The sequence below is a fragment of the Chryseobacterium sp. SORGH_AS_0447 genome, from assembly GCF_030818695.1.
In the GTDB taxonomy this organism is placed as follows: Bacteria; Bacteroidota; Bacteroidia; order Flavobacteriales; family Weeksellaceae; genus Chryseobacterium.
The window spans coordinates 1,952,623-1,976,937 of record NZ_JAUTAR010000001.1 but is presented as its reverse complement, the minus strand read 5'-3'; the positions used below and the strand labels follow the sequence as shown (position 1 = coordinate 1,976,937).

Genomic DNA, 24,315 nt, shown 5'->3' with positions numbered 1-24,315 from the left:
AGAACTTCTGCGCTGTATTCACAATTCTCTTAAAAATTGTACAGCTCTAAATATAGCTACTATTTTAAAATAACTTTATTAACATAAATAAAATGGGCAATCAAATGATTGTCCATTTTATTATTATTTAACTCAATATTTTTTAAAATAAAAAGTATTAATCTTATTTTTTATAATAAACAGGACCATTTTTATCTATTCTCTTTGGAAAAAAATATTTCAAATCGTCATCTGAAATTAATGGATTACATTCCTTAGATTTACTCTCATTAATATTTATCTTGGAAATATTACTTAATATATCATCTATATCTTCATAAATTGCATTATTTTTTAAATCAATATGTGTAAAATGGCAATAGTTTTTATTATTCTGTATTGTAATAGTTGAGGTATATATATTATTATCATAAGGCAAATGCATATAACGATACTCCATTAAATACTCGTAATTAAAATCTCCATCTACTATAATCATTGAAGGAATAAACATGTAATTATCTATAGAGCCTGTATCTAATCTAATATTATAAACAAATTTGTTTTTATGAACAATTCCTTGTTTAAAAACAGCAAGAATCCCTTTGTTATATTTTTTAGAAAAAAAGATAAGATTTACCATATCCACAGTTCCTCTTCCTTTATCAAAATCAAGTCTCCTTCTATCTAGGATATAAAATACGCTATAATCGTTATTATCTAAAATTTTTATTATATTACTCTTTTCCTTCTTTAAATCAACCGAAAATTTCTTATTCTGTATGTCTGCCATTTTCATCTGAGAAAATACATTTATACCGATTAGAAAAGCGATTAACGCTTTTACTTTATTTAATTGTTTTAACTCCATATTTTGTCATTATAATATTAAAGTTTGTTTGAATAGCTGAACCATTCCTATACCATACCCAACCATATTCATATTGGTTTTTAGAAGTCTGATTAAAGCCAGTAAAATCTTGAAATTTAATATTTCCTTTACTATCAGGCCATAAACTTGAAAAATCACGATTTGCGAAAATATCTCTCGATTTTACTATGGAAGAAAGACCTGTCCCGAAAAGTTCATCATTTGCAGAAAAACAACTTCCCATAATTAGATTTTTACCACTTTTGACATAATTAGCAATACCAATAAAACTTTCTATACCGCTTAGCTTATCGGACAACAATTTACTTTTATCTGAAATATATTGCTGAAGATCAGTTCCTAGAATTCTGTCTTTATCTGTATGAAAACCAGTATCCCATGTCATTTTATATCCGGTGTCTGATTTAGAATCTGGAATTAATTTTCCTTCTTCATCAAATAAATATCGCTTACTAAAGTAACCATGAGCATTAATATAAATATTATCAGCCTGGTCATTCCCTAAATATTTCGTTAATTTCATTAAAGCATCGGCAAGGCTTGACGCATCAATAACATGCCATCCGTTATTTTCAAAATCGCTATTTACAAAATTTCCAAGATTCTTTTCATCGCCTCTTATAAAATTAATAATGATATTTACCAATGTTGCACTTCCTCCACCGCTTTTTTTTTCTTGTTCTGCAGCATATTTTTTTAATTCAGCAAATTCATCAATTCCTCCAAACTGCCATGCGCGGCCACCCATGATATTTTCCAAGACACCCCCTGTAGCTATCGGAAGTCCTAAATCATTTGCTGCCATCGCTTTCCTCCCATCCGGATCGATAAAACTTATCGGATTATCATAGGCATAATTATACGGAGTAAACCTTCTGCTGGTTTCGGCTAACGGATCAACAACGCCCCATCTTCCGATATCGGCCATATACATCCTGGCTCCATAATCGCTCCAGCCCGTTTCCTTCTGTAATTCTTTACCGTTATACTGGTAGTTGTAAGAAGGGTTGCCTGCCGTTTGGTTGTAGCCTTCGTGCTTCAGCCCAAACGGGTAAAAAATTGTTTTCTTCAAGAACTTCTGCGCTGCATTCACAATTCTCTTATAAATCGTACAGCTATAAATATAATTATTATTTTTAAAAGAATGTATTAACATAAAAAACAAAACTGGTAACTACCAAAGATAAACCCGATTTTGAGAAACTACATCTGATCAATCAGCTCGACGAAGACAGAACCATGATTTTTAAAATGGCCAATATAAATGCTCAAAACCAAAAAATTTGAAGACTTCTTTAATAAAAATATGGCCGCTGTATAATACATAACCCCACCGCGTTTTGGTAGGGTTATTAATCTTATATTGATACAGATAACAAATTCAATATCTGTTTTTAGGAATTATATTCATGATGATCCATTTATTATTTCTCTTTTCTATATAATAGATAATTCCCTTATCCCCGTCAGAAGTAGCTAAAACTATTGAGGCCAGGCTTTCATTTAAGTTAAATTTATAAACTTTAAAATAATTATCATTCAGTGGCTTTATTGTTTCAATTTTTATTCTTTTTAAATCTATTTCAAGAGTTTTTGGTGTATTCACTAATTCTTTTTTACTATCATAAATAATGATATCTTTTTGAGAATAATAGTCTTTCAAACTATTATAAACTGATTCATTACCAAAAAACTGTGTTATGAATTGTTCTTTTTTTCCATTTTTTTTAAATGAAAAACATGATGTAAAGAAAGATAGTATGACGACTGTGACTATTGAAAAAATGATTGTTCTACTCATAATTATTTGAATATTGATTGTAATAAATTAAAGTTAGCTCGGACATAATTTTTTATATATCCTGATACACCTGAAGAATATGATCCCATTCTACCGCCAAAAGCTCTACTTTCGAAAAAGTTTCCAACATCTCCATAAGTGCTACTTAGACCTGTATCACTATATTTTACAGTTCTTTTTGTATCATCTCCCAAATGTGCCGTTTCATGAGCAATGACAGCCGTCATATACATTAGGTTGCTTAATCCTTCGATTGATTTAGTATTTAAATCTGCTTTTTCAAACCAATTTAAGAGTGGAGTGTCAATAGCTGCTGTATTTTTAGCCGAAGAATCAGTCATTCCCAAAGGCAAATATTCTGCATCTCCAAATGGTAAATCTAATACTTTTAAATTCATACCTTTTCCATATTGAAAGATTTCTCCAAGCTCTTCTACAGAAAAACCACTTGCAGAACTAAGGGCTTTCATAAAATTACTATCTCCTACCATTTTGGGTAGAACATTTTTCACAAAATCATAAAAAGCGGGATAATTCTTTTTATAGTATTCTTCTGTTCCTTTTGGAAACTGGAAACTAGGTCCACTTCCTCCACCGCTTTTTTTTTCTTGTTCTGCAGCATATTTTTTTAATTCAGCAAATTCATCAATTCCTCCAAACTGCCATGCGCGGCCACCCATGATATTTTCCAAGACACCCCCTGTAGCTATCGGAAGTCCTAAATCATTTGCTGCCATCGCTTTCCTCCCATCCGCGATCGATAAAACTTATCGGATTATCATAGGCATAATTATACGGAGTAAACCTTCTGCTGGTTTCGGCTAACGGATCGACAACGCCCCATCTTCCGATATCGGCCATATACATCCTGGCTCCATAATCGCTCCAGCCCGTTTCCTTCTGTAATTCTTTTCCGTTATACTGGTAGTTGTAAGAAGGGTTGCCTGCCGTCTGGTTATAGCCTTCGTGCTTCAGCCCAAACGGGTAAAAATTGTTTTCTTCAAGAACTTCTGCGCTGCCACCGGCATTTTTAAAATAGCTCAGGCGTACATTTCCCAAATGGTCTGTGTAGCTGTAAATATACCTATTTTTTTCAAAATCGTAATACCCTTCGGGGGTAGGGACAAATTTTAAGATCATGGCCAGTTTTCCCGTCGTGGTGGTCGCCTCATATTGAAATCCATCCAGGTACTCCGTTACCGTATTAACTTCAGCATTAGTTTTTCCGTTGCCGTAGGTATATGTTTTTTTCAACTTTATGCCGTCTGCACGGTAAAGGTATTGGGTATTTACATTATAACTGGCATTGCCAAAATTAACTCTCGGCACAAATGACTTATCAAACTTTACATAAGCAGGCAGGTCCAGCAGGTTGTATCTTATTTCCAGAATCCCTTTATCGATATGATCCTTCATATTCCCGTTGTCATCATAGGAAATGGTATTTCCCGATACATCCGGATACCCCGCATAATTTCCCGAATCATCCGTTACCGACGTCAGTTTGTTTCCGGAGGCATAGGTGTAGTTCAGGTTATCGATCAGGGATATGGCGCCCAGGGCGTTTTTGCCGTTTCTCTGCAGGGCCGTGATGTTGCCGTTTAGGTCATAGTCAGCCGTTTCCCCGTAAAAGTCATTCTGCGGTACCGAATTGCCGGGTTCCGCGTAGATCCCCTTGGTCAGCCTGTTCAGGCTGTCATACTGGTAGGTGTAGCTTCTGAGCACCTGGTCCTGGGAAGTCTTCCAGCTGTTGACCGCTGCGTTCCCGCTGTATTTCCCTGAAGCGGAAGAGGCCGGGGTGTAATAATCCAGGGAATAGGCAAAAAGATCCGTTCCCAGGGAAGCAGGGTCATTCACCTTAGTTACCGAACCCCTGATGTTGTAGCTGTACGAGACATCCTGGAGGTTACTGCCCACCTTTTTACCCGTCAGCTGCGAAAGCTCGTTGTAGGTATTTTCGGAAAGAAGCTCCTGTGGGCGGCTGTCGACCTGGTGCCACTGCTTTGTCAGGCGGTTCTGCGCATCGTACTCAAAGGTCTGGGTAATGACTTTAGGTGTATCGGAAGCCAGCCTTGCATGGGTAACCCTGGTTTGCTGCAGGGCACCGGCAAAATCCGGGGCAGATTCCGTTTGGGTAAATCCCCCGAGGTGGTTTACCGCATAGGTCCCTACCGCCCTTGCCTTTTCATCGTACCAGATATAGCTTTTCGTCCAGTGGTCATCCTCAATATTCTTCACATAGGAAGCTGTAGGAAGGTTTTTGGTATTTACGGCATCGGCCATATTGTCCCCGAGGGTCGCTTTGGAAAAAATCTGGGACGGCCGGGCCGGGCTTCCTGAAGGATAAGTATCGAAATAATGGATGCTCAGGATCTTTGTAAAAGCCGTAGGATATACGGCATTGGTATAATATGCCGTTACGCCGCCGGCACTGAAGCCTCCGGTGTCCCGGCTTTCGTTCCGGGGCGCCGAAGCGCTGTTGGCTTGTACCTGTTCGGCCTGCCTGCCTTCGCTTCCGTAGTTCTGCGCACTGGTGAAGATCCCGGTATACACCGCTCTTCCCAGCTTATCGTATTTCGTGAACAGCCACTGCTTCGATGCGCCCATATTGGCATCCTGGGTCATCAGGACACGGTCCTGCCGGTCGTACACCGTATATTCCCAGCCTTTGCCGGGCAGCTTTTTCTCCACCTGCCTGCCCCGGCTGTCGTACCGGTACTGGTAGCAGAGGTCGTTTAGCAAAGTGGCGGTCAGTGCCTGGGAAGCTGCCAGTGGAGGAATTACATAAGCTAAGTGCCCGTATTTGTTGTAGACGTAATAGGTATCTGCGTTTTCTTTTCTTACGAGAACCGTCTGCCCTTTCCCGTTTTTAAATTCCGTGGTTTTGTGGCCGTCCTCATCGGTAACGGAGGTTTTCACCAGCGCCCCGGCACTGTAATTTCCGGAAAGTGTAATGGCGTTGTCTGTTGCCCCGTTTGTCCATGAAGTCGTCACCGTATATTTTTTCACTTCACCGGCAGCATTCATCTCATAACCATAGTTCACGGAATACCCGTGATAATCGGCTCCCGGTTTGGTCCCGGAAAGGATTTTTGCGGACGGTGAGCTTTCCATTACCGATTCGGAATAGAAATACGGATCGCTGCCGTAGGTCTGCGGTGCAACGGCTTTCGGATCGGCGTAGAGGGCTCCGTTCTGGGTACCCGTCTGCGGGATCGGCAGGTAGGACCTCACCTGCCTTCCGAAAACATCGTATTCGAGGGGAGTGACCACATCTTTCCCGCTTGGGGAGCTTTTGATGCCGATCACTTGCTTGGATCTTCCCAGCCCGTCGGAATATTCCACGGCTTCCGTCTTCCTGCTGCAGTCTTCATTCAGGCAGTTTTTGGTGTAGACATAATTTTCGCCTGCGGAAAGCCCGCCCGTCTGCGCATAAGAAAGTCCCGCTGCCAGCAACAGACTGAATATATTTAATTTTCTTTTCATGATCATTAGTGTTTATAATTATACTGGTTTTCTTTAAGCACCTGTCCCTGGCTGTTTTTTACCTTCAAAAGCCTGCCTGCCGCATCGTACTCATAGCTTTGCCGGATGCCGTTGGAAGCGATGGTATTGGTGACACCGATCAGGGGATCATAGGTGGTTGCCGTGATGGTATAGCCCTGCAGCTGGGAGGCAAGACGCAGGTTGTTCAGCGCAGTAAGAAGGGCTCCTTCATTAGCCGGATCGGCGGCATCGTCGTTGGAGGCAGCAATGGCTGCCGTCACCACGGAAAGGGAAGCAATGTCATTATACTTTGCACCTGTGATCTGCGCAATCGGCAGGGTCTGGTTGTATCCCCACAGTGTTGTTACGCTGTTTCCCGCTTTATCGGTAAACTGTACCAAATTTCCCGAAGCATCATACAGATCGAAAGTCATTTGGGTTTCAGGATTCTGCGCAAGATCCGTCACAATAACCGACGTAGGGTAAAAATGGCTGGTGTTCCCGAAAACTGTTTGGCTGGTGGCAAAAATTTCGCCGTTCTCTTTGGTTACCGTTTCCAGGGGCACCGAAATAAGGTTGGCGTTTATCAGCCTTGTGTTTCCCAGATCCAGTGCATATTTGGTGGATGTTTCCTGTACATCGCCGTTGTGGGTAATCAGCTTTGAAATAATCGGCTGGAAGTTATCCGGGCTGATGGTCACCTCACTTATGGTCACCCGCGAAGCCGGGCCGTACATTTCCGTACCGGTTTCCCTGGTAAACCGGATAAAGCCGGGGATATAGGAATAATTAGGGGTTAACGCATGTCCCGATGCCCCCGGGATATTATTGATCGTATACGCATATTCTGTCTTTTCCTGAAGCTGGCCGCTGCTGTCAAAAACTTCTCTCTTCTCCTCCAGGGCCTGGCTGGTCAGGTTAAAGAACAGGTAGTTGCCCCCGGCATCTTTATAATCTTCAGGGATCTTAAAGCTGTGACGGATCGAACCGTTATTTTGGGTGCCGGAAACTTCGGTTTCCTTTACATTCTTGTACAGCACAAAACGGGATATTGACAAGGCAGTAGGATCTGTGAGCTCGGAATCATAGATAAAACCGGTGCCATCTATTGGATTGGTAAAAGAATTATATTCGTATTTTTTGGTCTTCACCAGGGTTCCGTCCGAATCATAGGAACGTATCGCCTTGATTCTTGCCCCGGTCCCTTCAACATATCTGTTGTTATAAGGGATGGGTAATGACTGGAGCTGCTTTAATACAAAAACCCCGTCATCGGGCGGATTATTTGTCGTAATGGTGTACGTTCCGGGATAAAGGCTGTAGTTCGGGTTGCTGCAATCCACATCATCGTTTTTGGTCATTACGGTTCCCGAAGCATTTTTTACGGTAAAAGTTAAAAGCGGTGGAGGATTGTCAAGATCTGTTATAATACCGTCATGATTTGACCCGCTTGCTAGATAAACAGGATATTGTAACCCTGAATTTCCATTGACCTGGAATGTATAAGTTAACGAATTAGCAGTATTATAAGGAATAACCGTTTCCCCGTAATACTGAACAGTTGGGTCGGCCATGTAATTATAACCAGAATAGTTAGCATTGCTTCTGTCTATATATATTTCATTGGCTTCAAATTCGTATACGATATATCCTTTTGTAGGAAAGGTTATTTTTTTCAGGATATTTTTAGGGTAGCTGTAGGAAGCTCCTACTTTACTGCAAAATCCCCCGGCCTGTGTACTGTAGTCTGTATTATATATATCATTATATTCAAAATCAGTTTGTTCACTAAGAGCAAGGTTCCTGTCCATTTTTTTTAGTGAGACAAGTGATCTATTTTCATTTTCAAGTGTTCCATATACAAATTTGTATTTGGAAATGGTCACCCCTTGTTTATCTGTCAAAATAACGTTTTTTACCGAATAGGGATCATTTGTCGGATTCAGGCTGTTATTGTCATATGATGAATTGTAATCGAAGGTGAACGTAATTTTTCCTTTGGAAGTGATGATATCTTTTACTTTACAATACTGATACTTTAAAGTCGTGGAAGTACCAATATACTTTACTTTTTTATCATAGGTGAAGTTGACGATTTCGTGATTGCCGGCATCTTTTACCTGATTAAGCTCAAACCCCGTCTTATGATTTTTTGTTCCTGCATTCGTAGAATACGTTCCGATATTATAATCATTAAAGAAATACTGATAGCCTTTATCGTCCGTGATCTTAAAAGAGTTGATCACCAGTTTCGTACTGGACGTATCCCGGGTATATTCGATTTTCACTTTCGTCCCTGAGATGTTATTGATGACGAGATCATTTGTGGACGTGCTTTTATGAATATTAAATTTTCCTGAATATCCGGGAATCGTATAATAAAAAATATCGGCTTCGCTTTCGGTAATATCGCTGATATTTTTCGATTCATCCACATCCCCCATAATTGCCCTGCTGATACTTCCTCCTTTAAACAGCGTCCATCCTGAGCCTACTTCACTCCCGGGATTTTCAAGTGCACTGTATGGATGATAAGATAATGCGACCGATACCGGAAAATTTGTATCTGAACTTTCTAAATTAAAAACAGGAATATTTATTGATGGAATCCCTGTTGCCGGAGAAACTCCTGCATTAATGTAATTCTGAAAGGATGAAGTAGTAGGCAAAGAAGAGTTTGTTTGCCCAGCTATTTTTCCTGTCAATCCAATGATTGTGATTGTTAACAGGCTAAAAAATATGTTCTTCATGGATGTTATTTCTTTATAAGTTTCGCGCTCGCCGTTTTCCCTGCATCCGTTTTCACCGATACCAGGTAAGCCCCCTGAACCAGCGGCTGCGTATTAATCTTGGTTACTTTGTTTTTTGTTTTAATGCTCTGAAGCTGTCTTCCACCCATATCATAGACGGTGATCTCCGCTCCGAACGCTTCTTCTCTCAGACCCTCAAACCCAAGCTCCACATATGCATAATCACTCACCGGATTCGGGTAAATCTTAATATCCTGCTTCTCGATCAATTGGTCAATTTGCTTATCGCCCAGCTTCACGATCTTCCAGTTCTCTTTGCCAAGTTCCTCGGCGCTGGTTCCGGCCAAAATGATCGAACCGTCACGGTTCAGCTTAATATCCGAAAGCCGTTCTTCTCTTTTGCTGGATTCGCCTTTGACATGCTTTCGCCACTGCTCACTGCCGTTCTGATCCAGGTACAGCATCCAGAACTTTTCATCATCCGTTTCAATCTTTCCTTCTGCCTGGGTGTAGCCGCCCAGTAAAATCCCTTTCGTATTTTTATCATCGGAAGCATGCAGAACACTCATGCCCATCAGCACATCGCGGTTCTTGAAATTGTAGGACTTCTGCCAGACCTCTTCACCTCTCATGTTTATGGAGATTAACCATAGGTCAGTTCCTTCTTCAACACCTACGGTTTTATTCCCGGATCTTTCCGATCTGGATTCCCCACCGATCAGATAGCCCGTGGAAGTCATCGCAAGGGTTCTCAAATGATCGTCACCTTTTCCGCCAAAGTTCTTTTCCCATTCTACTTTCCCGTCTTTATTAAGCTTAACGATCCAGTAGTCGCCTTCACCGTAATTGGAGGTGGTTTTTGGCTGATGGCTGATGGCTTTGCTACTTCCAGCCACCGCTCCGCTTCTTGAGTAGATCCCTAATAAGGCTCCGCCGTCAATAGTAGGAATCATTTTCTCCACTTCATCAAGTCCTTTTCCGCCTAAAATAAGCTGGGAGATTTCTTTTCCGTTTTTATCCAGTTTCACGACCAGCACATCTTTGGAACCGTAACCCTTATCCGTTAACTGACCGGAGCCGAAGTTAACATTCCCGGCTACAAAAAATCTGAAATCCGTCGTCTGGATTACCGCCCTGGCTTCTTCATCCGAGGCACTGCCGATGGTTTTCTGCCATAATTCATCACCGAATTCATTGATCCGGATTAGCCAAAAATCACTTCCACCTTTCGATTCGTCCTTCTTATCCAGGCCTTTTCCGCTGTAGGAAGTTCCGGCCAGCAAAAATCCGCCCTCTTGGGTATTAACGATAGCGGATAAAAAATCATGGTTTTTCCCGGAGAAATATTTTTCCCAGACTTCTTCTCCCCGAGAATTTAATTTTACCAGGTGAAAATCGTAACCATTGTTTTGTTTTGAGCTGCTTTCCGTAGGTGTAGCGGCCCCTGAGGCTCTCGAAGCGGTCGAAGGCCGGATCGAACTTCCGGTTATTAAATACTGATTATCGAGACTTGTAGTCACTTGTGAAAGGAAATCCTGTGTAGAGGATCGGATGTCTTTCTGCCAGACCACTTCCTGGGCCGAAACGCCCAGAACCATGCACATTGTGAGTGCACTCATGGAGAGTTTTTTCATGCTGATTGAGTTTTAATATTGTTATTATTTTGATACGAAATTAAAGAGGATCATACTTGAAAAAGTAAGGGAATCCTCAATTGTAAAGAATTTTCATGATGGGTTTCCGTAAAGAACGGAATGCTGTAAGAGTTGGTCATGGTTTTGTTTTTTTGTCTATTAATTGTTACTGGTTTGCAAAGCTAATCCCTATATGCGACAAAAGGTGTCGTATATAATTAAAGATGCAATTTTTTTGTGATGGGGTTGGAAGATTAATGAAAAAAGCGCGGGACAAAAATCGATCTGGCAAAGAGGTACCGCTAAGAACCTAAAGGACAAGAAAGACTCAGCCCGCGCCGTATGGATACACGGGCGTAAGTCTATCAAAATTTTGTCCTTTCAAGAAATTTAGCGGTTTTCTTTGACCCAACATGATAGCTTACGCTTGTTTTCGTTAAAATCTTGGGACTAAAATAGAAAAAATAATTTACCGCACAAAAATATATTTTGTAAATATTTGATAATAAGACTTTTAATCAAAAAGTATGGATATATTATATTTCCTATTCTTGGTTTTCAGATGATTCATGTTCCGGATTTTTAAATATCCGGTGAATAAAATTCGCTAGAAAAACCAAACCGGTTAATTTTTTTAGTGCTTATATAAATACAAACTGAAAACTCGACGGACTCAAAAAAGAAGAAATGAAATAAAAGAACTTATTTTTTTGATTTTTTGACGCCAAGGTTTGATTTTCCTACTTTATAATTCAAGCAGGCAAAGATGGAATCAGCAAAGCTGATTGGATGAAGCGACTGCATAGGCAAACGCTTCTTCAGCGGCTTTGCCGCTTTCTTTGCTCACTTTATCTTAAGAACGAGGAGAGAAAGTCTTTGCGTTAATATTTTGGTGCGGTTTATTTCTAATTAAACCCCTGCCGGAACTCCACCGGCGACTGCTTGGTTTTGCTTTTGAAGAGCTTGCTGAAGGACTGGGAATGTTCGAAGCCGAGCTGGTAAGCAATTTCGCTGATGGAAAGGCTGGTGGTGGAAAGTTTTTCCTTAGCTTTTTCGATGAGCTTGTCGTGGATGTGCTGCTGGGTGCTTTGCCCGGTGAGGACTTTCAGCAGGCCGCTTAAATATTTCGGGGAAACGTTCAGTTCTTCCGCAACGGATTTTACCGACGGCAGCCCTTTGGAGATCAGGTCGTAGCTGTTAAAATACGCCGAAAGTTGTGCATCCAGGCGGCCCACGATTTCATGGTTGGACTTTTCCCGGGTAATGAACTGGCGGTGGTAAAACCGCTCCGAATAATGAAGTAGCGTCTCGATCTGTGAAACAATAATCTGCTTGCTGAACGCGTCGATCAAAGAACGGTACTCCTGCTCAATCGTGCGGACAATGGCGTTCAGCATTTCTTTTTCCTTTTCGGAAAGGAAGAGGGCCTCGTTCACCGAATAATCAAAAAATGCATACCGGCTGATCATGTTCGCCAATGGCGTATTCCACAGGAAATCGGGATGGATCATCAGCATCCAGCCGGAGCGTTCGGTATTGGGATTTTTCTCCGCCTCAATCCGGAAGACCTGCTGGGGTGCCATGAAAAACATGATGCCTTCATCAAAATCATAATCCTGCTGGCCGTACCTGAATTTCGTCATCATTCCCCTTTTCATGCTGATCTGGTAAAAATCCAGCACCCAGCTGGTTTCGCCGATGTCTTCGGAATGCACAATCTTTGAGTAATCCACAATGCTGATCAGCGGATGTTCCGGCGGCGGAAACCCACGCAACCGGTGGAATTCGCTGATGGTTTTTATTCTCTGGATGGGTCGCTGTTCCATGATTCGAAGGTACGGTTTATTGTTTAATGGTGAATAGAGATTTGAGGTTCCGGCAAAAAGTTTACTGAGTCCGGTTTTAACATATAAGACACATCAGAATAAAGAATAAAAGTTTGAAAACATTTTAGAACACATGAGAAAAAAATCAAAGATTTTTATGCCCTATCGTTAAAACGAATGGCAACTAGCGGGAGCTGAGCGGAGCCGAAGCCACATCATCAGTACTTTATTTCATAATACACTCCTCTTGTCATTTCGGAGAAATCCAGACGCGAATCTTTCCATATGTTTCTCTAATACGATGTGAGATACCTACGGAATAACAAATGGAACGTTGAATTTTAGATAAGCTCAACCATCAGTAAAAATCCGTAAAATCTGCGGGAGACTTTTTACCGCAAAAGTCACAAAAGATTGATTCTGCGTAAAAGGTTACATGATTTACGGTAAAAAAGCGCACAAAAGTTAAAAAAATAAAGATTTTTATAGTCATTAATTGAAAAGAATGGCAACAGCGGTAGCTGAGCACAGCTGAAGCCACATCATCATCATTACTTTATTTCATAATACACTCCTTTTGTCATTTCGAAGAAATCCAGATGCGAATCTTTCCATATATTTCTCTAATACTATGGTGAGATCCCTACGGGATGACAAACGTAGCTTACTAAATTAATACTTTACAATATGTAAACAAAAAATCATCTGGTGATTGAGCGGAGCCGAAGCCAATCATACCTTCATCCGTGTATTCTAAGACATATGCAAATTATATCTTATTAAATTTACAAAAGGTTCATCTCTTTTTATCACCGCAAATATCCGGTATACTAATTTACAGCAAACCGCATTAATAATTGATTTATGTGGCTTTCCCTGCTGTTTTTTTCTTTTATAATAAGCTTTTAGTTCCTCATCATGGATGACAGCAGCATTGGCTCCACTGAAGAGAATGGTTTTTATTGTTTTATTTCTAAGCTTACAGGTTTGCGTTTTACCTTTGATACTTGATCCTGAGCTGTGCTCAAAAGGGGCAAGGCCGGCATAACAGTTGAATTTCCTTGGATTTTTAAAACTTGTAAAATTATCAGTCAGTACGACCATATAAGCTGCTGTAAGAAAGCCTACTCCTTTTATTTTAGTTATCTTTTCGAAATTCTTACTGATATCTTCACTGTTTTCAATCTCATCCTGTATTTCTTTTTCTGTTGAGGCAATGTCTTTATTAAGCTGTTCTATATAGGCTGTTATGTGCTTTGTCTGGTAACTTACATCCGCAACCTCTCCAGCATGTTGAAAAGACTTTTTCTGATTTTTAAATTGGGTTCTGATCTTTACCAGATGATTCCTGTAAGTGAGAAGATGCTTTACTTTAAGAAGACCTTTCTTAGGAAGCCGGGAAGCAACAAGCTCATCGGAATGAACCTTGGCATAACGGGCTATCCTGAAGGCATCCGTTTTATCATTCTTACCCCGCTGGATTCCCTGACTTAGCTTTATAGCAAGGGCCGGAACCTGATAATACGTTTTCTCATTCTGCTCAAGCACGCCTGCTAAAAGTAAACCATAGTTCCCTGTATTTTCAAAACAATACCGAAGTTCACCATCTTCACAAAAAGTCTTATCCAGTATACTTTCTATTCCTTTTACCGTATTTTCCACCGTAAAGAAAATTTCCTGCTTGTCCGAATCATTAATCATACAGATATCCAATGTGTTTTTGGAAATATCTATTCCAATAAAATAAGTTTTCATAAATTTGGATTTAGGATTGATCCTGATGAACCAATTTGAATCATGCTGAAACCTTTAATAAGCCGCAATGCTTAATATTCTAAATGGCAGAAATTCAAAAGAGAAAATAAAGTCTGATACACAGAATAGTTCTGTTCTAGAAATCTGTTTAGTTCACTTTATTTTCTCTGGTTCTTCAGAATATAATTTATACTCTAATTTAATACTAAATCCTTTTGCAAATCTAAAGGAAAATCTGTGCGAATCTGTGGGAAATTCTTTAACCGCAAAAGTACAAAAGAGATGCTTTCTGCAAATTAAAGCTGGATGCCTGATGTTGAACAAGCGCACAAAAGCTTTTAAAAAATCAAAGATTTTATAATCCTTTGTTGAAAAGAACGGCAACAGCGGTGGCTGAGATTACTCGAAGCCACGCCATTATAGGGCATCAACAGGCTTAGTCACCAGTGAATGAACAAATTAAACTCTTTTTAAAAATCTTTGATTTTTAATCTGGTGTGTTCTAAAATATACACAACCTATTAAACTCTCTCTGTGTTAAAATAAATTTTAGGGATAACTAAATGTGGCTTCGGCTCCGCTCAGCCATCGGTTTTTATGAATTAAAATAGTTCTCTTTCATATCTTCCAGCAGTCCCGGGTGCATCGGTTCCCAGTTCAGGGCTTCGCGAGTGCGGGTTCCTGTGGCTGAGCCTTCAAAGGCCATGAAACGGCTGAGCCATTCGAAATGGTTAGCTAGCTCTTCTTCTGACAGCGCCTGTACCGGCAGGTTTAGTTTTTCACCGATCAACGCTGCGATTTCCCGAAGCGGAATGGAAGAATCACCGACCGCATTGTATACTGCGCCCCTCGCTCCTTTTTCTACGGCCAGTCGGAAGGCACGCGCTGCATCCAGACGGTGGACGGCTGACCAGTTCTTTTCTTCTGCCGGATAGGCAGACACCCCATTTTTCCGGGCCTGAGCGATGATGAACGGCACAAAGCCTTTATCGCCTTTGTCATGAACGGATGGCGGAAGACGGATCACTGAAATGTTACTGCCTTCTCCTGCCAAAGCCAAGGCTGTCGATTCAGATTTTCTCAGCGAATTATCCGCCAGGCTTTCTTCGGTAATAAACCCGTTGATCAAAGGCTGGCCCAGCAGTCCCGCCGTTACCACGATCGGCTTTCCACTTTCCTTAACTGCTTCAGCCATGATCCGGATGGCCGTTTCGTCGATCGCTCCGGCTTTGTCATACCGGGAAAAATCATGAATAAATGCGGTGTGGATAATCCCGTCGGCCAGAGAAGCCCCCTGTTTTAAAAATATCGAGATCTTCCAGTCCTCCCGATATTACTTCTGCACCTGCCTTAAGGATGGCGGTGGCCGATTCTTCCGAACGGGCCAGTCCGGTTACCTGATGGCCGGCAGCGATTAATTCCTGAACGACGGCTGAACCGATGAAGCCTGATGCTCCTGTAACAAATACTTTCATTTTAATTGTTTTTTGATATAACAAAGGTCCGTATTTTTCATAGGATGCGTGTAGTCGATTGTCAGAATTCTGTAGCCGAAATTCCCGATTGGGGTCATATCAATATTACATTGTTTTTCAGAACCAATAAGACAATGTATCATTTATCTTAAAACTAAATTTTCAAATGATATATCTGCTTGATATTTATTGTGGCTATCCCATACGGATGTCCTTGCATTTTATCTGCGTCATCTGCAAAATCTGTGAGATGCTTAAACCTCAGACTTTCACAGACAATGGTGGCTTTGAGTATCCTCAGCCACCGATAATTGCTGTTTGTTTACATTGTAGATTATAAAAATTAAAGCTTGCTTTAAAGTATATATAGTATAAAATGAATTCACAAACCTCTCCGAGGTTTTAAGAATTTTTGTATGCTGCTACGCGTTTTATATTCAACTTTATTACGCCGTATGAATATCTTTTGCTCCTTTTGCGGTTCAAATCACACCAGCATATTCAGCACATCCGGATTGTCATTCAGGTAAGATTCGAAATAGCCGAGCTGCTGCATTCTGGATTTCAGTCCGTCAAAACCGGATGGGTCTGAAAGCTCGATGCCGACTACGGCGAGAGCGGTTTCCCTGGAATTTTTCTTGGTGTATTCGAAGTGGGTGATGTCATCATCGGAACCCAGAACGTTGAGTACAAAATCTTTGAGGGCACCAGGCCGCTGCGGGAACTTGACCATAAAATAATGCTTCAGCCCTTTGTAGAGCAGTGCCCGTTCCTTGATCTCTTCCATCCTCGTAATATCATTGTTGCTGCCACTGACGATGCAGACCACATTTTTACCTTTGATCTGCTCTTTATACAGATCCAGAGCCGAAATCGACAGGGCGCCGGCGGGTTCCAGCACGACAGCGTCCCTGTTGTACATCTGGAGGATCGTATCACAGATCCTGCCTTCGTCCACAGCGACGCAGTCTGCCAATGCCTGTCTGCAGATTTCGAAATTCAGGTCTCCTACCCTTTTCACGGCCGCACCGTCTACGAAACTGTCGATTTCCGGGAGTTCCGTATTCACCTTATTGGCCATCGAAAGTTTCATGGAAGCCGCTCCTTTCGGTTCCGTACCGATCAGTTGGGTTTCGGGGGAAAGGGATTTAAATACCGTCGCAATTCCGGAAGCGAGGCCGCCTCCGCCGATCGGGATAAAAACGAAATCAATCATTTCCGGCTGCTGCTCCAGGATTTCCAGGGCCAGGGTAGCCTGACCTTCGATAATCTTTACATCATCGAACGGATGGATAAAAGCGGCGCCTGAAAGAGCAGCAAACTCCAAAGCAGCCTTTTTTGAAGCATCAAAGGTATCTCCTGCTAATCGAACCTCAACGGCTTTTCCTCCGAACATTTCCACCTGCTCCAGCTTTTGCCTCGGCGTAGTGACCGGCATAAAGATCGTTCCTTTGATGCCCAACTGCCGGCAGGAAAAAGCAACGCCCTGGGCATGATTTCCTGCACTGGCACAGACAATGCCTTCCGATGTTTTCCCTTCCAGGAACAGGCTGTTGATTTTATTGTAGGCACCGCGAAGCTTATACGACCGCACCGGCTGCAGGTCTTCCCTTTTAAGGAAAACCCGGGCTCCGAATTTTTCCGATAACCGTTGGCTGTATTGCAGCGGTGTATAGTTTACGACATGTTCTATGCTTTTCCGGGCTTTTTTTACGGCTTCCAGAGTAGGCAGCATCACCGTTTCACTCATCTTATTACTTTTTTAAACGGTTTTGATGGATTTCATGGCGGTCATCGCCTGACGCAGTTTTCGGCCCACCACTTCCACCGGATGGTTTCTCAATATTTCATTCACCTGCACCAATTGTGCATTGTCTACCGAATGGTCTTTTCCTTCATTAAAGTTCTTTCCGGCAAGATCGGCATCCACTTTTTTCATAAAGTCTGCCAGCAACGGCTTACAGGCCTGATCGAAAAGGTAGCAGCCATATTCTGCCGTATCCGAAATCACCCGGTTCATTTCAAACAGTTTCTTACGGGCAATGGTATTGGCAATCAGTGGTGCTTCATGCAGCGATTCATAATAAGCGGATTCGGGCTTTATTCCGGCTTCCACCATGGTTTCATAAGCCAGTTCTACCCCGGCTCTGATGAATGCCGACATCAAAAGATAATGGTCGAAATACTCCTGCTCCGCGATTTTCACCTTTCCGGCCGGCGTTTTTTCAAAAGCCGTTTCACCGGTTTCCGCACGCCATTTCAACAGGTTGGCATCGCCGTTGGCCCAGTCCTCCATCATGGTTTTGGAAAATTCACCCGAAATGATATCATCCTGGTGTTTCTGAAATAAAGGACGCATGATCTCTTTAAGTTCTTCCGAAAGCTCGAAGGCTTTTAATTTGGCCGGGTTGGACAACCGGTCCAGCATTCCGCTTACGCCGCCGTGCTTCAGGGCTTCAGTAATTACCTCAACGCCATACTGCACCAGTTTGGAAGCATATCCGGGATCGATTCCTTTCTCTACCATTTTATCGAATGAAAGGATGGAACCTGTTTGCAGCAGTCCGCAAAGGATCGTCTGCTCTCCCATCAGATCGGATTTTACTTCCGCTACGAAAGAGGATTTCAACACCCCGGCTTTATGGCCGCCGGTTCCTGCACAATAGGCTTTGGCTTCGGCCCAGCCTTTTCCCTGAGGATCATTTTCAGGATGAACCGCGATAAGGGTCGGAACCCCGAATCCCCTGAGATATTCGGCACGGACTTCGGAGCCCGGACATTTCGGGGCCACCATAATTACCGTAAGGTCTTTACGGATCTGCATTCCTTCTTCCACAATATTAAAACCGTGAGAATAGGATAAAGTGGCACCTTGTTTCATAAGAGGCTGCACGGCATTGATCACGGAAGTATGCTGCTTGTCCGGTGTAAGGTTGATCACCAGATCTGCGGTGGGAATCAGTTCTTCATAGGTTCCGGCCTTGAAATTGTTTTCGGTCGCGTTTTTCCACGAATCCCTTTTCTGATCGATGGCTTCCTGGCGTAATGCGTAGGAAACATCCAGTCCGCTGTCCCGAAGATTGAGTCCCTGGTTAAGTCCCTGGGCACCGCAGCCTACGATCACGATTTTTTTACCGTTGAGGGCATCCACGCCGTCGGAAAATTCCGAGCTTTCCATAAATTCCGCCTGTCCCAATTGGTGAAGCTGTTCTCTGAGTGATAAGGTATTGAAGTAATTTGACATGTCTAATGATTATTGATAAATGATGATTGATGATTGATTTTGATGAACTTAACTTTGTCAAAGTTGAAATCTTTGACAAAGTTTTATGCTTTTTGTGTCTTTTTATCTACATGGTAAAAACATGGTCTCTCTGGTCGAGATATTCGTTTTCCACCAGGTGCGGAGAAGGTTCCCGGTTCTCGAACTGAAGGACTTTGTCATGAATCCCCGCGCTGTTTTTGATAATCGCGATTCTTGCCCCGCGTACAAATTCGATCAGTCCGTATTTGTTCAGCTCTTCGGTCAGCCGGTCGATTTCTTCACGGTGTCCTGCAGTTTCGAAGACGATATAGTCCTGCCGGATCACGACCGTAGAAGCGCCGTACTGCCGCAGCAATCTCTCGACATAGACTTTTTCCGTTACGACATCTGCGGGAACTTTGTATAATGCCTGCTCCTGCCATACGATTTCGTCATCGGTATTGTAATAAGCCTTTAGCACGTCGATCTGCTTTTCTAGCTGCCGGCATAGTTTTCTTACGACTTCTTCATTTTCGGTAATTACCAGGGTAAACCGGTGGATGCCGTCCACTTCCGAAGGCGAGGTGTTCAGGCTTTCGATATTGATCTTTCGACGCGAAAAAATCCCGGCGATCCTGCCGATCAATCCGATTGAGTTTTCGGTATATAGGGTAATGGTGAATTCTTCTTTTTCCATGATGGTTTTATTTAGGTTGAGGCTAAGCTTGAGGTTGAGGTTTAGATATAATCTTTCTTAACTTTTTTATGCAGCCTTACTGGTTTGAAGTTCTTTACTGATGGTCTTATTTTAAACGGATTTCTGAGACGGATGAGCCCTGCGTTACCATCGGAAATACATTGTTCTCCTTTCCTACCATCACTTCCAGCAGGTAAGCGCCATCGTGGCTAAGCATGGTTTCCAAAGCAGTCTTCAAGTCTTTTCTTTCAGAGATCCTCTGTCCTTCGATATAATAACCTTTGGCTACGGCAACAAAATCCGGACTGGTGATGTTCACGAAAGAATACCGTCGGTCGTGGAAGAGCTGCTGCCACTGCCTTACCATTCCCAGGAATTCATTGTTGAGGATCAGGATCTTTACTTTGGCACCGAACTGCATGATCGTACCCAATTCCTGAAGAGTCATCTGGAATCCGCCGTCGCCGATAATAGCCACCACCGTTTTTTCCGGTGCACCGTACCAAGCACCGATCGCCGCCGGCAATCCGAACCCCATGGTTCCGAGACCGCCAGAAGTCACACTGGATTTGGAATTATTGAACCGGGCATACCGGCAGGAAACCATCTGGTGCTGCCCGACATCGGTGGCAATGATGGCATCGCCGTTCGTCAGGTCATTCAGCACCTTAATCACCTCTCCCATTGTCATGGTATCAGTCACCGGATTCAGTTCGTTCTGAATGACTTCTTTCACCTCTTCTTTTTCCAGTTCGCGGAACTGCTGAAGCCAGTACGAATGGTCGTTTTCCTTAAGAAGTGCCGTTAGCATCGGAAGCGTTTTTTTGCAGTTGCCCCAAACGGGAACGGTCGTTTTTACGTTTTTATCGATTTCAGCGGGGTCAATGTCAAGATGGATGACCTTTGCCTGCTTTGCATATTTATCTAAACGGCCCGTTACCCGGTCGTCGAAACGCATTCCTACGGCAATCAGCACATCGCATTCGTTAGTCATCACGTTCGGGGCATAATTTCCATGCATTCCCAGCATCCCGACATGCAGTTGATGATCGGTCGGCAAAGCGCTCAGTCCCATTACTGTGGCTGCCGCCGGAAGGTTAACCTTTTCGATAAAAGCTTTGAATTCTTCTTCCGCTTTTCCAAGAATAACTCCCTGACCGAACACGACAAAAGGCTTTTTCGCCTGGTTAATCAGTTCTGCCGCCCGTTCGATATATTCGTTTCTGATTTCAGGCTCTGGACGGTAGCTGCGGATATGGCTGCATTTTTTATATCCTTCAAACGCAAACAGCTGAAGCTGTGCATTTTTGGTAATATCAATAAGGACCGGGCCCGGACGGCCTGTTGCGGCAATGTGAAATGCTTTGGCAATGGCTTCGGGGATTTCCGTGGCATCAGTAACCTGATAATTCCATTTGGTTACCGGCGTGGTAATATTGATGACATCGGTTTCTTGGAAAGCATCGGTTCCCAAAAGGGACGCGAATACCTGGCCGGTGATACAGACGATCGGATTGCTGTCGATCATCGCATCCGCAAGCCCTGTAACGAGGTTAGTCGCTCCGGGGCCGCTGGTGGCAAATACCACGCCTGTTTTCCCGGAAGTCCGGGCAAATCCCTGGGCAGCGTGGATCGCCCCCTGCTCATGGCGGACCAGGATATGCTTCAGTGTCTCGGAATAATCGTACAGCGCGTCATAGATCGGCATGATCGCCCCGCCGGGATATCCGAAAACCGTATCTACATTTTCCGCCAGCAAAGCTTCTAAAAGCGCTTTGGAGCCGGAGATTTCCACTGTTTCCGGTTGCGGTGTTTCGTTATTTTCTGTTTTTGATAGGGTCGTATTCATTATTTTGTTTTTTTAAACTATAAATAGTCAGGCCATCACAAAGGCCGTCGGAGACTGATTTGGTCTGGCTGCTAATTTTCAAGGAAATCCCAGACATTTTATTTAACAACAGAAAAACAATATTCGGTTGTGTTTCCTGAATTTATTTAAAAAGAGTACAGTGATGATGACAGGAAAACTTCCGGTATCCAGCTTCCTGCTTCCAGCCTAAGAACCTATTTCCTGAAACTTATAAATCCGTAACGCAGCCCTGCGATGCATCGGCTACCGATTTTGCATATTTATAGAGTATTCCTTTTTTCACTTTATAATCAGGCTGTCGGAAATCGGCTTTTCTTCTGGCAACCTCCTCGTCAGACAACAGGGCATTGATGGTATTTTTTTCGGCATCCAGCTCGATGACATCACCGTCTTTGATAAGACCGATCAGTCCGCCGCAGAACGCTTCCGGTGTAATGTGCCCCACTACAAAACCGTGAGTACCTCCTGAGAAACGTCCGTCTGTAATAAGTGCAACATTCTTGCCCAGTCCCGAGCCCATAAGTGCAGAGGTCGGCTTCAGCATTTCCGGCATTCCGGGTGCGCCTTTCGGTCCTTCATTTTTAATGACCACCACATTTCCTTCTTTAATTTTCCTTTCTTCGATTCCTTTGATGAATTCTTTTTCTCCGTCGAATACGATGGCAGCACCGCGGAAATACCGGCCTTCTTTTCCGGTGATCTTCGCTACGGAACCTTTTTCGGCAAGATTTCCGTACAGGATCCGGATATGCCCGGTTTCCTTGATCGGATTTTTAAGATCCCGGATAATGTTCTGCTCCCTGTCGATAATGGATGTTACATGCTCCAGGTTTTCCGCCATTGTTTTCCCCGTTACCGTAAGACAGTCGCCGTGGAGAAGTCCCAGATCCAGCAGATACTTCATCACTGCCGGAACACCGCCTACTTTATGCAGGTCTTCCATCAGGTATTTTCCGCTCGGCTTCAGATCGGCCAGGAACGGTGTTTCGTCACTGATCCGCTGGAAATCATCGAGGGTAAGATCATAACCGATCGCTTTCGCAATGGCGATAAAATGCAGTACGGCATTGGTGCTCCCGCCCAAAATCATGATCAGCCTGAGGGCATTTTCAAAAGCTTTCGGCGTCATAATATCCGACGGCTTGATGTCTTTTTCGAGAAGGATCTTCATATAGTGTCCTGCGAAACGGCATTCTTCTTTTTTTTCACGGCTCAGCGCAGGATATGATGATGAATACGGCAGGCTCATCCCTAAGGCTTCGATCGCAGAAGCCATGGTATTTGCCGTATACATTCCCCCGCAGGCTCCGGCACTCGGACATGAATTCTGGATCACTCCCTGGAAATCTTCCTCGGAGATCTTGCCGGCTATTTTATTTCCCAACGCTTCAAAGGCAGAAACGATATTCAGATCCTCGCCTTTGTAATGTCCCGGCGCAATGCTTCCGCCATAGACCATGATGGAAGGGCGGTCGAGCCTTGCCATAGCGATCAGGGAACCCGGCATATTTTTGTCACAGCCCGGTACGGTGATCAACCCGTCGTAATATTGCCCCGCACAAACGGTTTCGATGGAATCGGCAATGATGTCGCGGCTTACAAGCGAATACCGCATGCCGTCCGTACCGTTGGTCATGCCGTCGCTGATGCCGATGGTATGGAACATCAGCCCAACCAGATTCTGCTCTTTTACGCCTGCCTTTACCATTTCGGCAAGTCCGTTGAGGTGCATATTGCAGGTATTTCCGTCATAGCCCATGCTGGCAATGCCGACCTGCGCTTTGTCGAAGTCTTCTTTCTGAAATCCGATCCCGTAGAACATAGCCTGAGTGGCCGGCTGGGTCGGGTCTTTCGTCAGGGTCCTGGAGTATTTATTCAGTTCAGTATTACACATATTGCGGTTGGGTTTTCAGGTAAGAATAATCTTCTTCCAGCACCAGGTGTCGGTAGGCCTGCTGTACTTTGGATGAAAGGCTGCTTTCCCAATCCAGGGTGAAAGCAATGTTATCCAGAGAATCCAGGGCTACGATTTCGGCAGCTGTACCACAGAAAAATCCGGCATCTGCCCCCTGCATTTCTTCCGGCTTAAAGAATTTTTCCTCTGTAGGAATTCCCAGCTCTTCGCAGATCTGAAAAACGGTAGCCCGTGTGATTCCCGGAAGAATGTTTCCTTTGGCCGGCGTGAAAAGCTTACCGTCTTTTTCAAAAAAAACATTGGCTCCGGAGCTTTCCGCTACATTTCCGTTTTCATCCAGTACCAACGCTTCATCAAAACCTTTGTCTTTGGCTTCCTGACAGGCCAGAATGGAATTTACATAATGGCCGCTTACTTTTGCCTCCACTTTAAATGCTTTGGGATTCGGGCGCTGGAAAGAGGACGTCATAATCCTCATTTTGTTAGCAAGATACCCGTTGTCCCAGTTCCATACTTCGATCACCAGGTAGCTTTTCTGGCCTTTGGAGAGTGCCATATTCGGTGAACAGATAACAATCGGACGGATATAAGCGTTTTCCCAGGTTATTCATTTCCAAAAGCTTATACGTTGTTTCTACCATTTCTTCCGTCGAGTAGCTGAAAGGCATCATCATGGCTTCCGCAGATTTTCTGAGCCTGTCATAATGTTCTTCTGCTTTAAAGATTCTGGCACCATTGGCGGTTTTATAAGATTTAATCCCTTCGAACACGGCATAGCCATAATGTAAGGATTGTCCGTATAAATCGGTTTTTGCGTCTTTTGCTTTTACATACTCTCCATCAAAAAAGAGAACACTGTCATCATTGTAATACATCAGTACTGTTTTTTATATTATGTTTTTAAACTTCAGGCATAAAAAAAACCATTCTCGCGATGAGAATGGTTTGTGTTATCTTGTTTCAATAATTATCACGAGCCATTACTCATCAC

General features: G+C 43.1%; 18 protein-coding genes. All 18 read right to left on the bottom strand.

Going from position 1 to position 24,315, the window contains the following annotated elements:
- Positions 1–163: 163 nt before the first annotated feature.
- Positions 164–850, bottom strand: a complete 687-nt coding sequence (locus QE422_RS09235) for a hypothetical protein (RefSeq protein ID WP_307457136.1) — start codon at positions 848–850, stop codon at positions 164–166.
- Positions 828–1,964, bottom strand: coding sequence for an RHS repeat domain-containing protein (locus QE422_RS09230; RefSeq protein ID WP_307457134.1), 1,137 nt, complete (start codon positions 1,962–1,964; stop codon positions 828–830). Before QE422_RS09230 ends, QE422_RS09235 begins: the two co-directional genes overlap by 23 nt.
- A gap of 288 nt (positions 1,965–2,252) precedes the next feature.
- Positions 2,253–2,672: a hypothetical protein gene (locus QE422_RS09225; protein WP_307457131.1), complete on the bottom strand. Its 420-nt coding sequence runs from the start codon at positions 2,670–2,672 to the stop codon at positions 2,253–2,255.
- 2 nt (positions 2,673–2,674) lie between these two features.
- The gene (locus QE422_RS09220; RefSeq protein ID WP_307457128.1) at positions 2,675–3,409 is read right to left on the bottom strand and encodes a hypothetical protein; all 735 of its coding nucleotides are present in this window, start codon (positions 3,407–3,409) and stop codon (positions 2,675–2,677) included.
- Positions 3,396–6,158 carry a DUF6443 domain-containing protein gene (locus QE422_RS09215; protein WP_307457125.1) on the bottom strand — a complete coding sequence of 921 codons (2,763 nt, stop codon included), beginning with the start codon at positions 6,156–6,158 and terminating at the stop codon, positions 3,396–3,398. Before QE422_RS09215 ends, QE422_RS09220 begins: the two co-directional genes overlap by 14 nt.
- Positions 6,159–6,163: 5 nt before the next feature.
- Positions 6,164–8,908, bottom strand: coding sequence for a hypothetical protein (locus QE422_RS09210; protein ID WP_307457124.1), 2,745 nt, complete (start codon positions 8,906–8,908; stop codon positions 6,164–6,166).
- A 5-nt stretch (positions 8,909–8,913) separates the two neighbouring features.
- Entirely contained in the window at positions 8,914–10,527 is a 1,614-nt protein-coding gene (locus QE422_RS09205) for a T9SS type A sorting domain-containing protein (RefSeq protein WP_307457121.1), read from the bottom strand.
- Positions 10,528–11,447: 920 nt separating this feature from the next.
- Complete coding sequence (locus QE422_RS09200) at positions 11,448–12,368, bottom strand: AraC family transcriptional regulator (protein ID WP_307457118.1); 921 nt, start codon at positions 12,366–12,368, stop codon at positions 11,448–11,450.
- Positions 12,369–13,121: 753 nt separating this feature from the next.
- On the bottom strand, positions 13,122–14,123 hold the full coding sequence (locus tag QE422_RS09195; RefSeq protein ID WP_307457116.1) for an IS110 family transposase: 1,002 nt from the start codon (positions 14,121–14,123) through the stop codon (positions 13,122–13,124).
- 595 nt (positions 14,124–14,718) lie between these two features.
- The gene (locus tag QE422_RS09190; protein ID WP_307457113.1) at positions 14,719–15,318 is read right to left on the bottom strand and encodes a hypothetical protein; all 600 of its coding nucleotides are present in this window, start codon (positions 15,316–15,318) and stop codon (positions 14,719–14,721) included.
- Between the two features lie 52 nt (positions 15,319–15,370).
- The gene (locus QE422_RS09185) at positions 15,371–15,598 is read right to left on the bottom strand and encodes an NAD(P)H-binding protein (RefSeq protein ID WP_307457111.1); all 228 of its coding nucleotides are present in this window, start codon (positions 15,596–15,598) and stop codon (positions 15,371–15,373) included.
- Positions 15,599–16,085: 487 nt separating this feature from the next.
- Positions 16,086–17,348, bottom strand: a complete 1,263-nt coding sequence (gene ilvA, locus QE422_RS09180; protein WP_307457110.1) for a threonine ammonia-lyase IlvA — start codon at positions 17,346–17,348, stop codon at positions 16,086–16,088.
- Between the two features lie 12 nt (positions 17,349–17,360).
- Positions 17,361–18,842, bottom strand: coding sequence for a ketol-acid reductoisomerase (gene ilvC / locus QE422_RS09175; RefSeq protein WP_307457107.1), 1,482 nt, complete (start codon positions 18,840–18,842; stop codon positions 17,361–17,363).
- 106 nt (positions 18,843–18,948) lie between these two features.
- The gene (ilvN, locus tag QE422_RS09170; RefSeq protein WP_307457104.1) at positions 18,949–19,539 is read right to left on the bottom strand and encodes an acetolactate synthase small subunit; all 591 of its coding nucleotides are present in this window, start codon (positions 19,537–19,539) and stop codon (positions 18,949–18,951) included.
- A 106-nt stretch (positions 19,540–19,645) separates the two neighbouring features.
- On the bottom strand, positions 19,646–21,388 hold the full coding sequence (gene ilvB / locus QE422_RS09165; RefSeq protein ID WP_307457101.1) for a biosynthetic-type acetolactate synthase large subunit: 1,743 nt from the start codon (positions 21,386–21,388) through the stop codon (positions 19,646–19,648).
- Positions 21,389–21,617: 229 nt separating this feature from the next.
- Positions 21,618–23,303 carry a dihydroxy-acid dehydratase gene (gene ilvD, locus QE422_RS09160; RefSeq protein ID WP_307457098.1) on the bottom strand — a complete coding sequence of 562 codons (1,686 nt, stop codon included), beginning with the start codon at positions 23,301–23,303 and terminating at the stop codon, positions 21,618–21,620.
- On the bottom strand, positions 23,296–23,880 hold the full coding sequence (locus tag QE422_RS09155; RefSeq protein ID WP_307457096.1) for an aminotransferase class IV: 585 nt from the start codon (positions 23,878–23,880) through the stop codon (positions 23,296–23,298). Before QE422_RS09155 ends, ilvD begins: the two co-directional genes overlap by 8 nt.
- The gene (locus QE422_RS09150; protein WP_307457093.1) at positions 23,807–24,199 is read right to left on the bottom strand and encodes an aminotransferase class IV; all 393 of its coding nucleotides are present in this window, start codon (positions 24,197–24,199) and stop codon (positions 23,807–23,809) included. Before QE422_RS09150 ends, QE422_RS09155 begins: the two co-directional genes overlap by 74 nt.
- Between the last annotated feature and the right edge of the window lie 116 nt (positions 24,200–24,315).

Coding starts and splice junctions, on each gene's coding strand:
- ilvD (WP_307457098.1), bottom strand. CDS start 23,303: ATGTGTAATACTGAACTGAATAAATACTCCAGGACCCTGACGAAAGAC.
- QE422_RS09195 (WP_307457116.1), bottom strand. CDS start 14,123: ATGAAAACTTATTTTATTGGAATAGATATTTCCAAAAACACATTGGAT.
- ilvC (WP_307457107.1), bottom strand. CDS start 18,842: ATGTCAAATTACTTCAATACCTTATCACTCAGAGAACAGCTTCACCAA.
- ilvA (WP_307457110.1), bottom strand. CDS start 17,348: ATGAGTGAAACGGTGATGCTGCCTACTCTGGAAGCCGTAAAAAAAGCC.
- QE422_RS09200 (WP_307457118.1), bottom strand. CDS start 12,368: ATGGAACAGCGACCCATCCAGAGAATAAAAACCATCAGCGAATTCCAC.
- QE422_RS09150 (WP_307457093.1), bottom strand. CDS start 24,199: ATGTATTACAATGATGACAGTGTTCTCTTTTTTGATGGAGAGTATGTA.
- QE422_RS09185 (WP_307457111.1), bottom strand. CDS start 15,598: ATGAAAGTATTTGTTACAGGAGCATCAGGCTTCATCGGTTCAGCCGTC.
- QE422_RS09215 (WP_307457125.1), bottom strand. CDS start 6,158: ATGAAAAGAAAATTAAATATATTCAGTCTGTTGCTGGCAGCGGGACTT.
- QE422_RS09155 (WP_307457096.1), bottom strand. CDS start 23,880: ATGGCACTCTCCAAAGGCCAGAAAAGCTACCTGGTGATCGAAGTATGG.
- QE422_RS09205 (WP_307457121.1), bottom strand. CDS start 10,527: ATGAGTGCACTCACAATGTGCATGGTTCTGGGCGTTTCGGCCCAGGAA.
- QE422_RS09220 (WP_307457128.1), bottom strand. CDS start 3,409: ATGGCAGCAAATGATTTAGGACTTCCGATAGCTACAGGGGGTGTCTTG.
- ilvB (WP_307457101.1), bottom strand. CDS start 21,388: ATGAATACGACCCTATCAAAAACAGAAAATAACGAAACACCGCAACCG.
- QE422_RS09190 (WP_307457113.1), bottom strand. CDS start 15,318: ATGGCTGAAGCAGTTAAGGAAAGTGGAAAGCCGATCGTGGTAACGGCG.
- QE422_RS09235 (WP_307457136.1), bottom strand. CDS start 850: ATGGAGTTAAAACAATTAAATAAAGTAAAAGCGTTAATCGCTTTTCTA.
- QE422_RS09210 (WP_307457124.1), bottom strand. CDS start 8,908: ATGAAGAACATATTTTTTAGCCTGTTAACAATCACAATCATTGGATTG.
- ilvN (WP_307457104.1), bottom strand. CDS start 19,539: ATGGAAAAAGAAGAATTCACCATTACCCTATATACCGAAAACTCAATC.
- QE422_RS09225 (WP_307457131.1), bottom strand. CDS start 2,672: ATGAGTAGAACAATCATTTTTTCAATAGTCACAGTCGTCATACTATCT.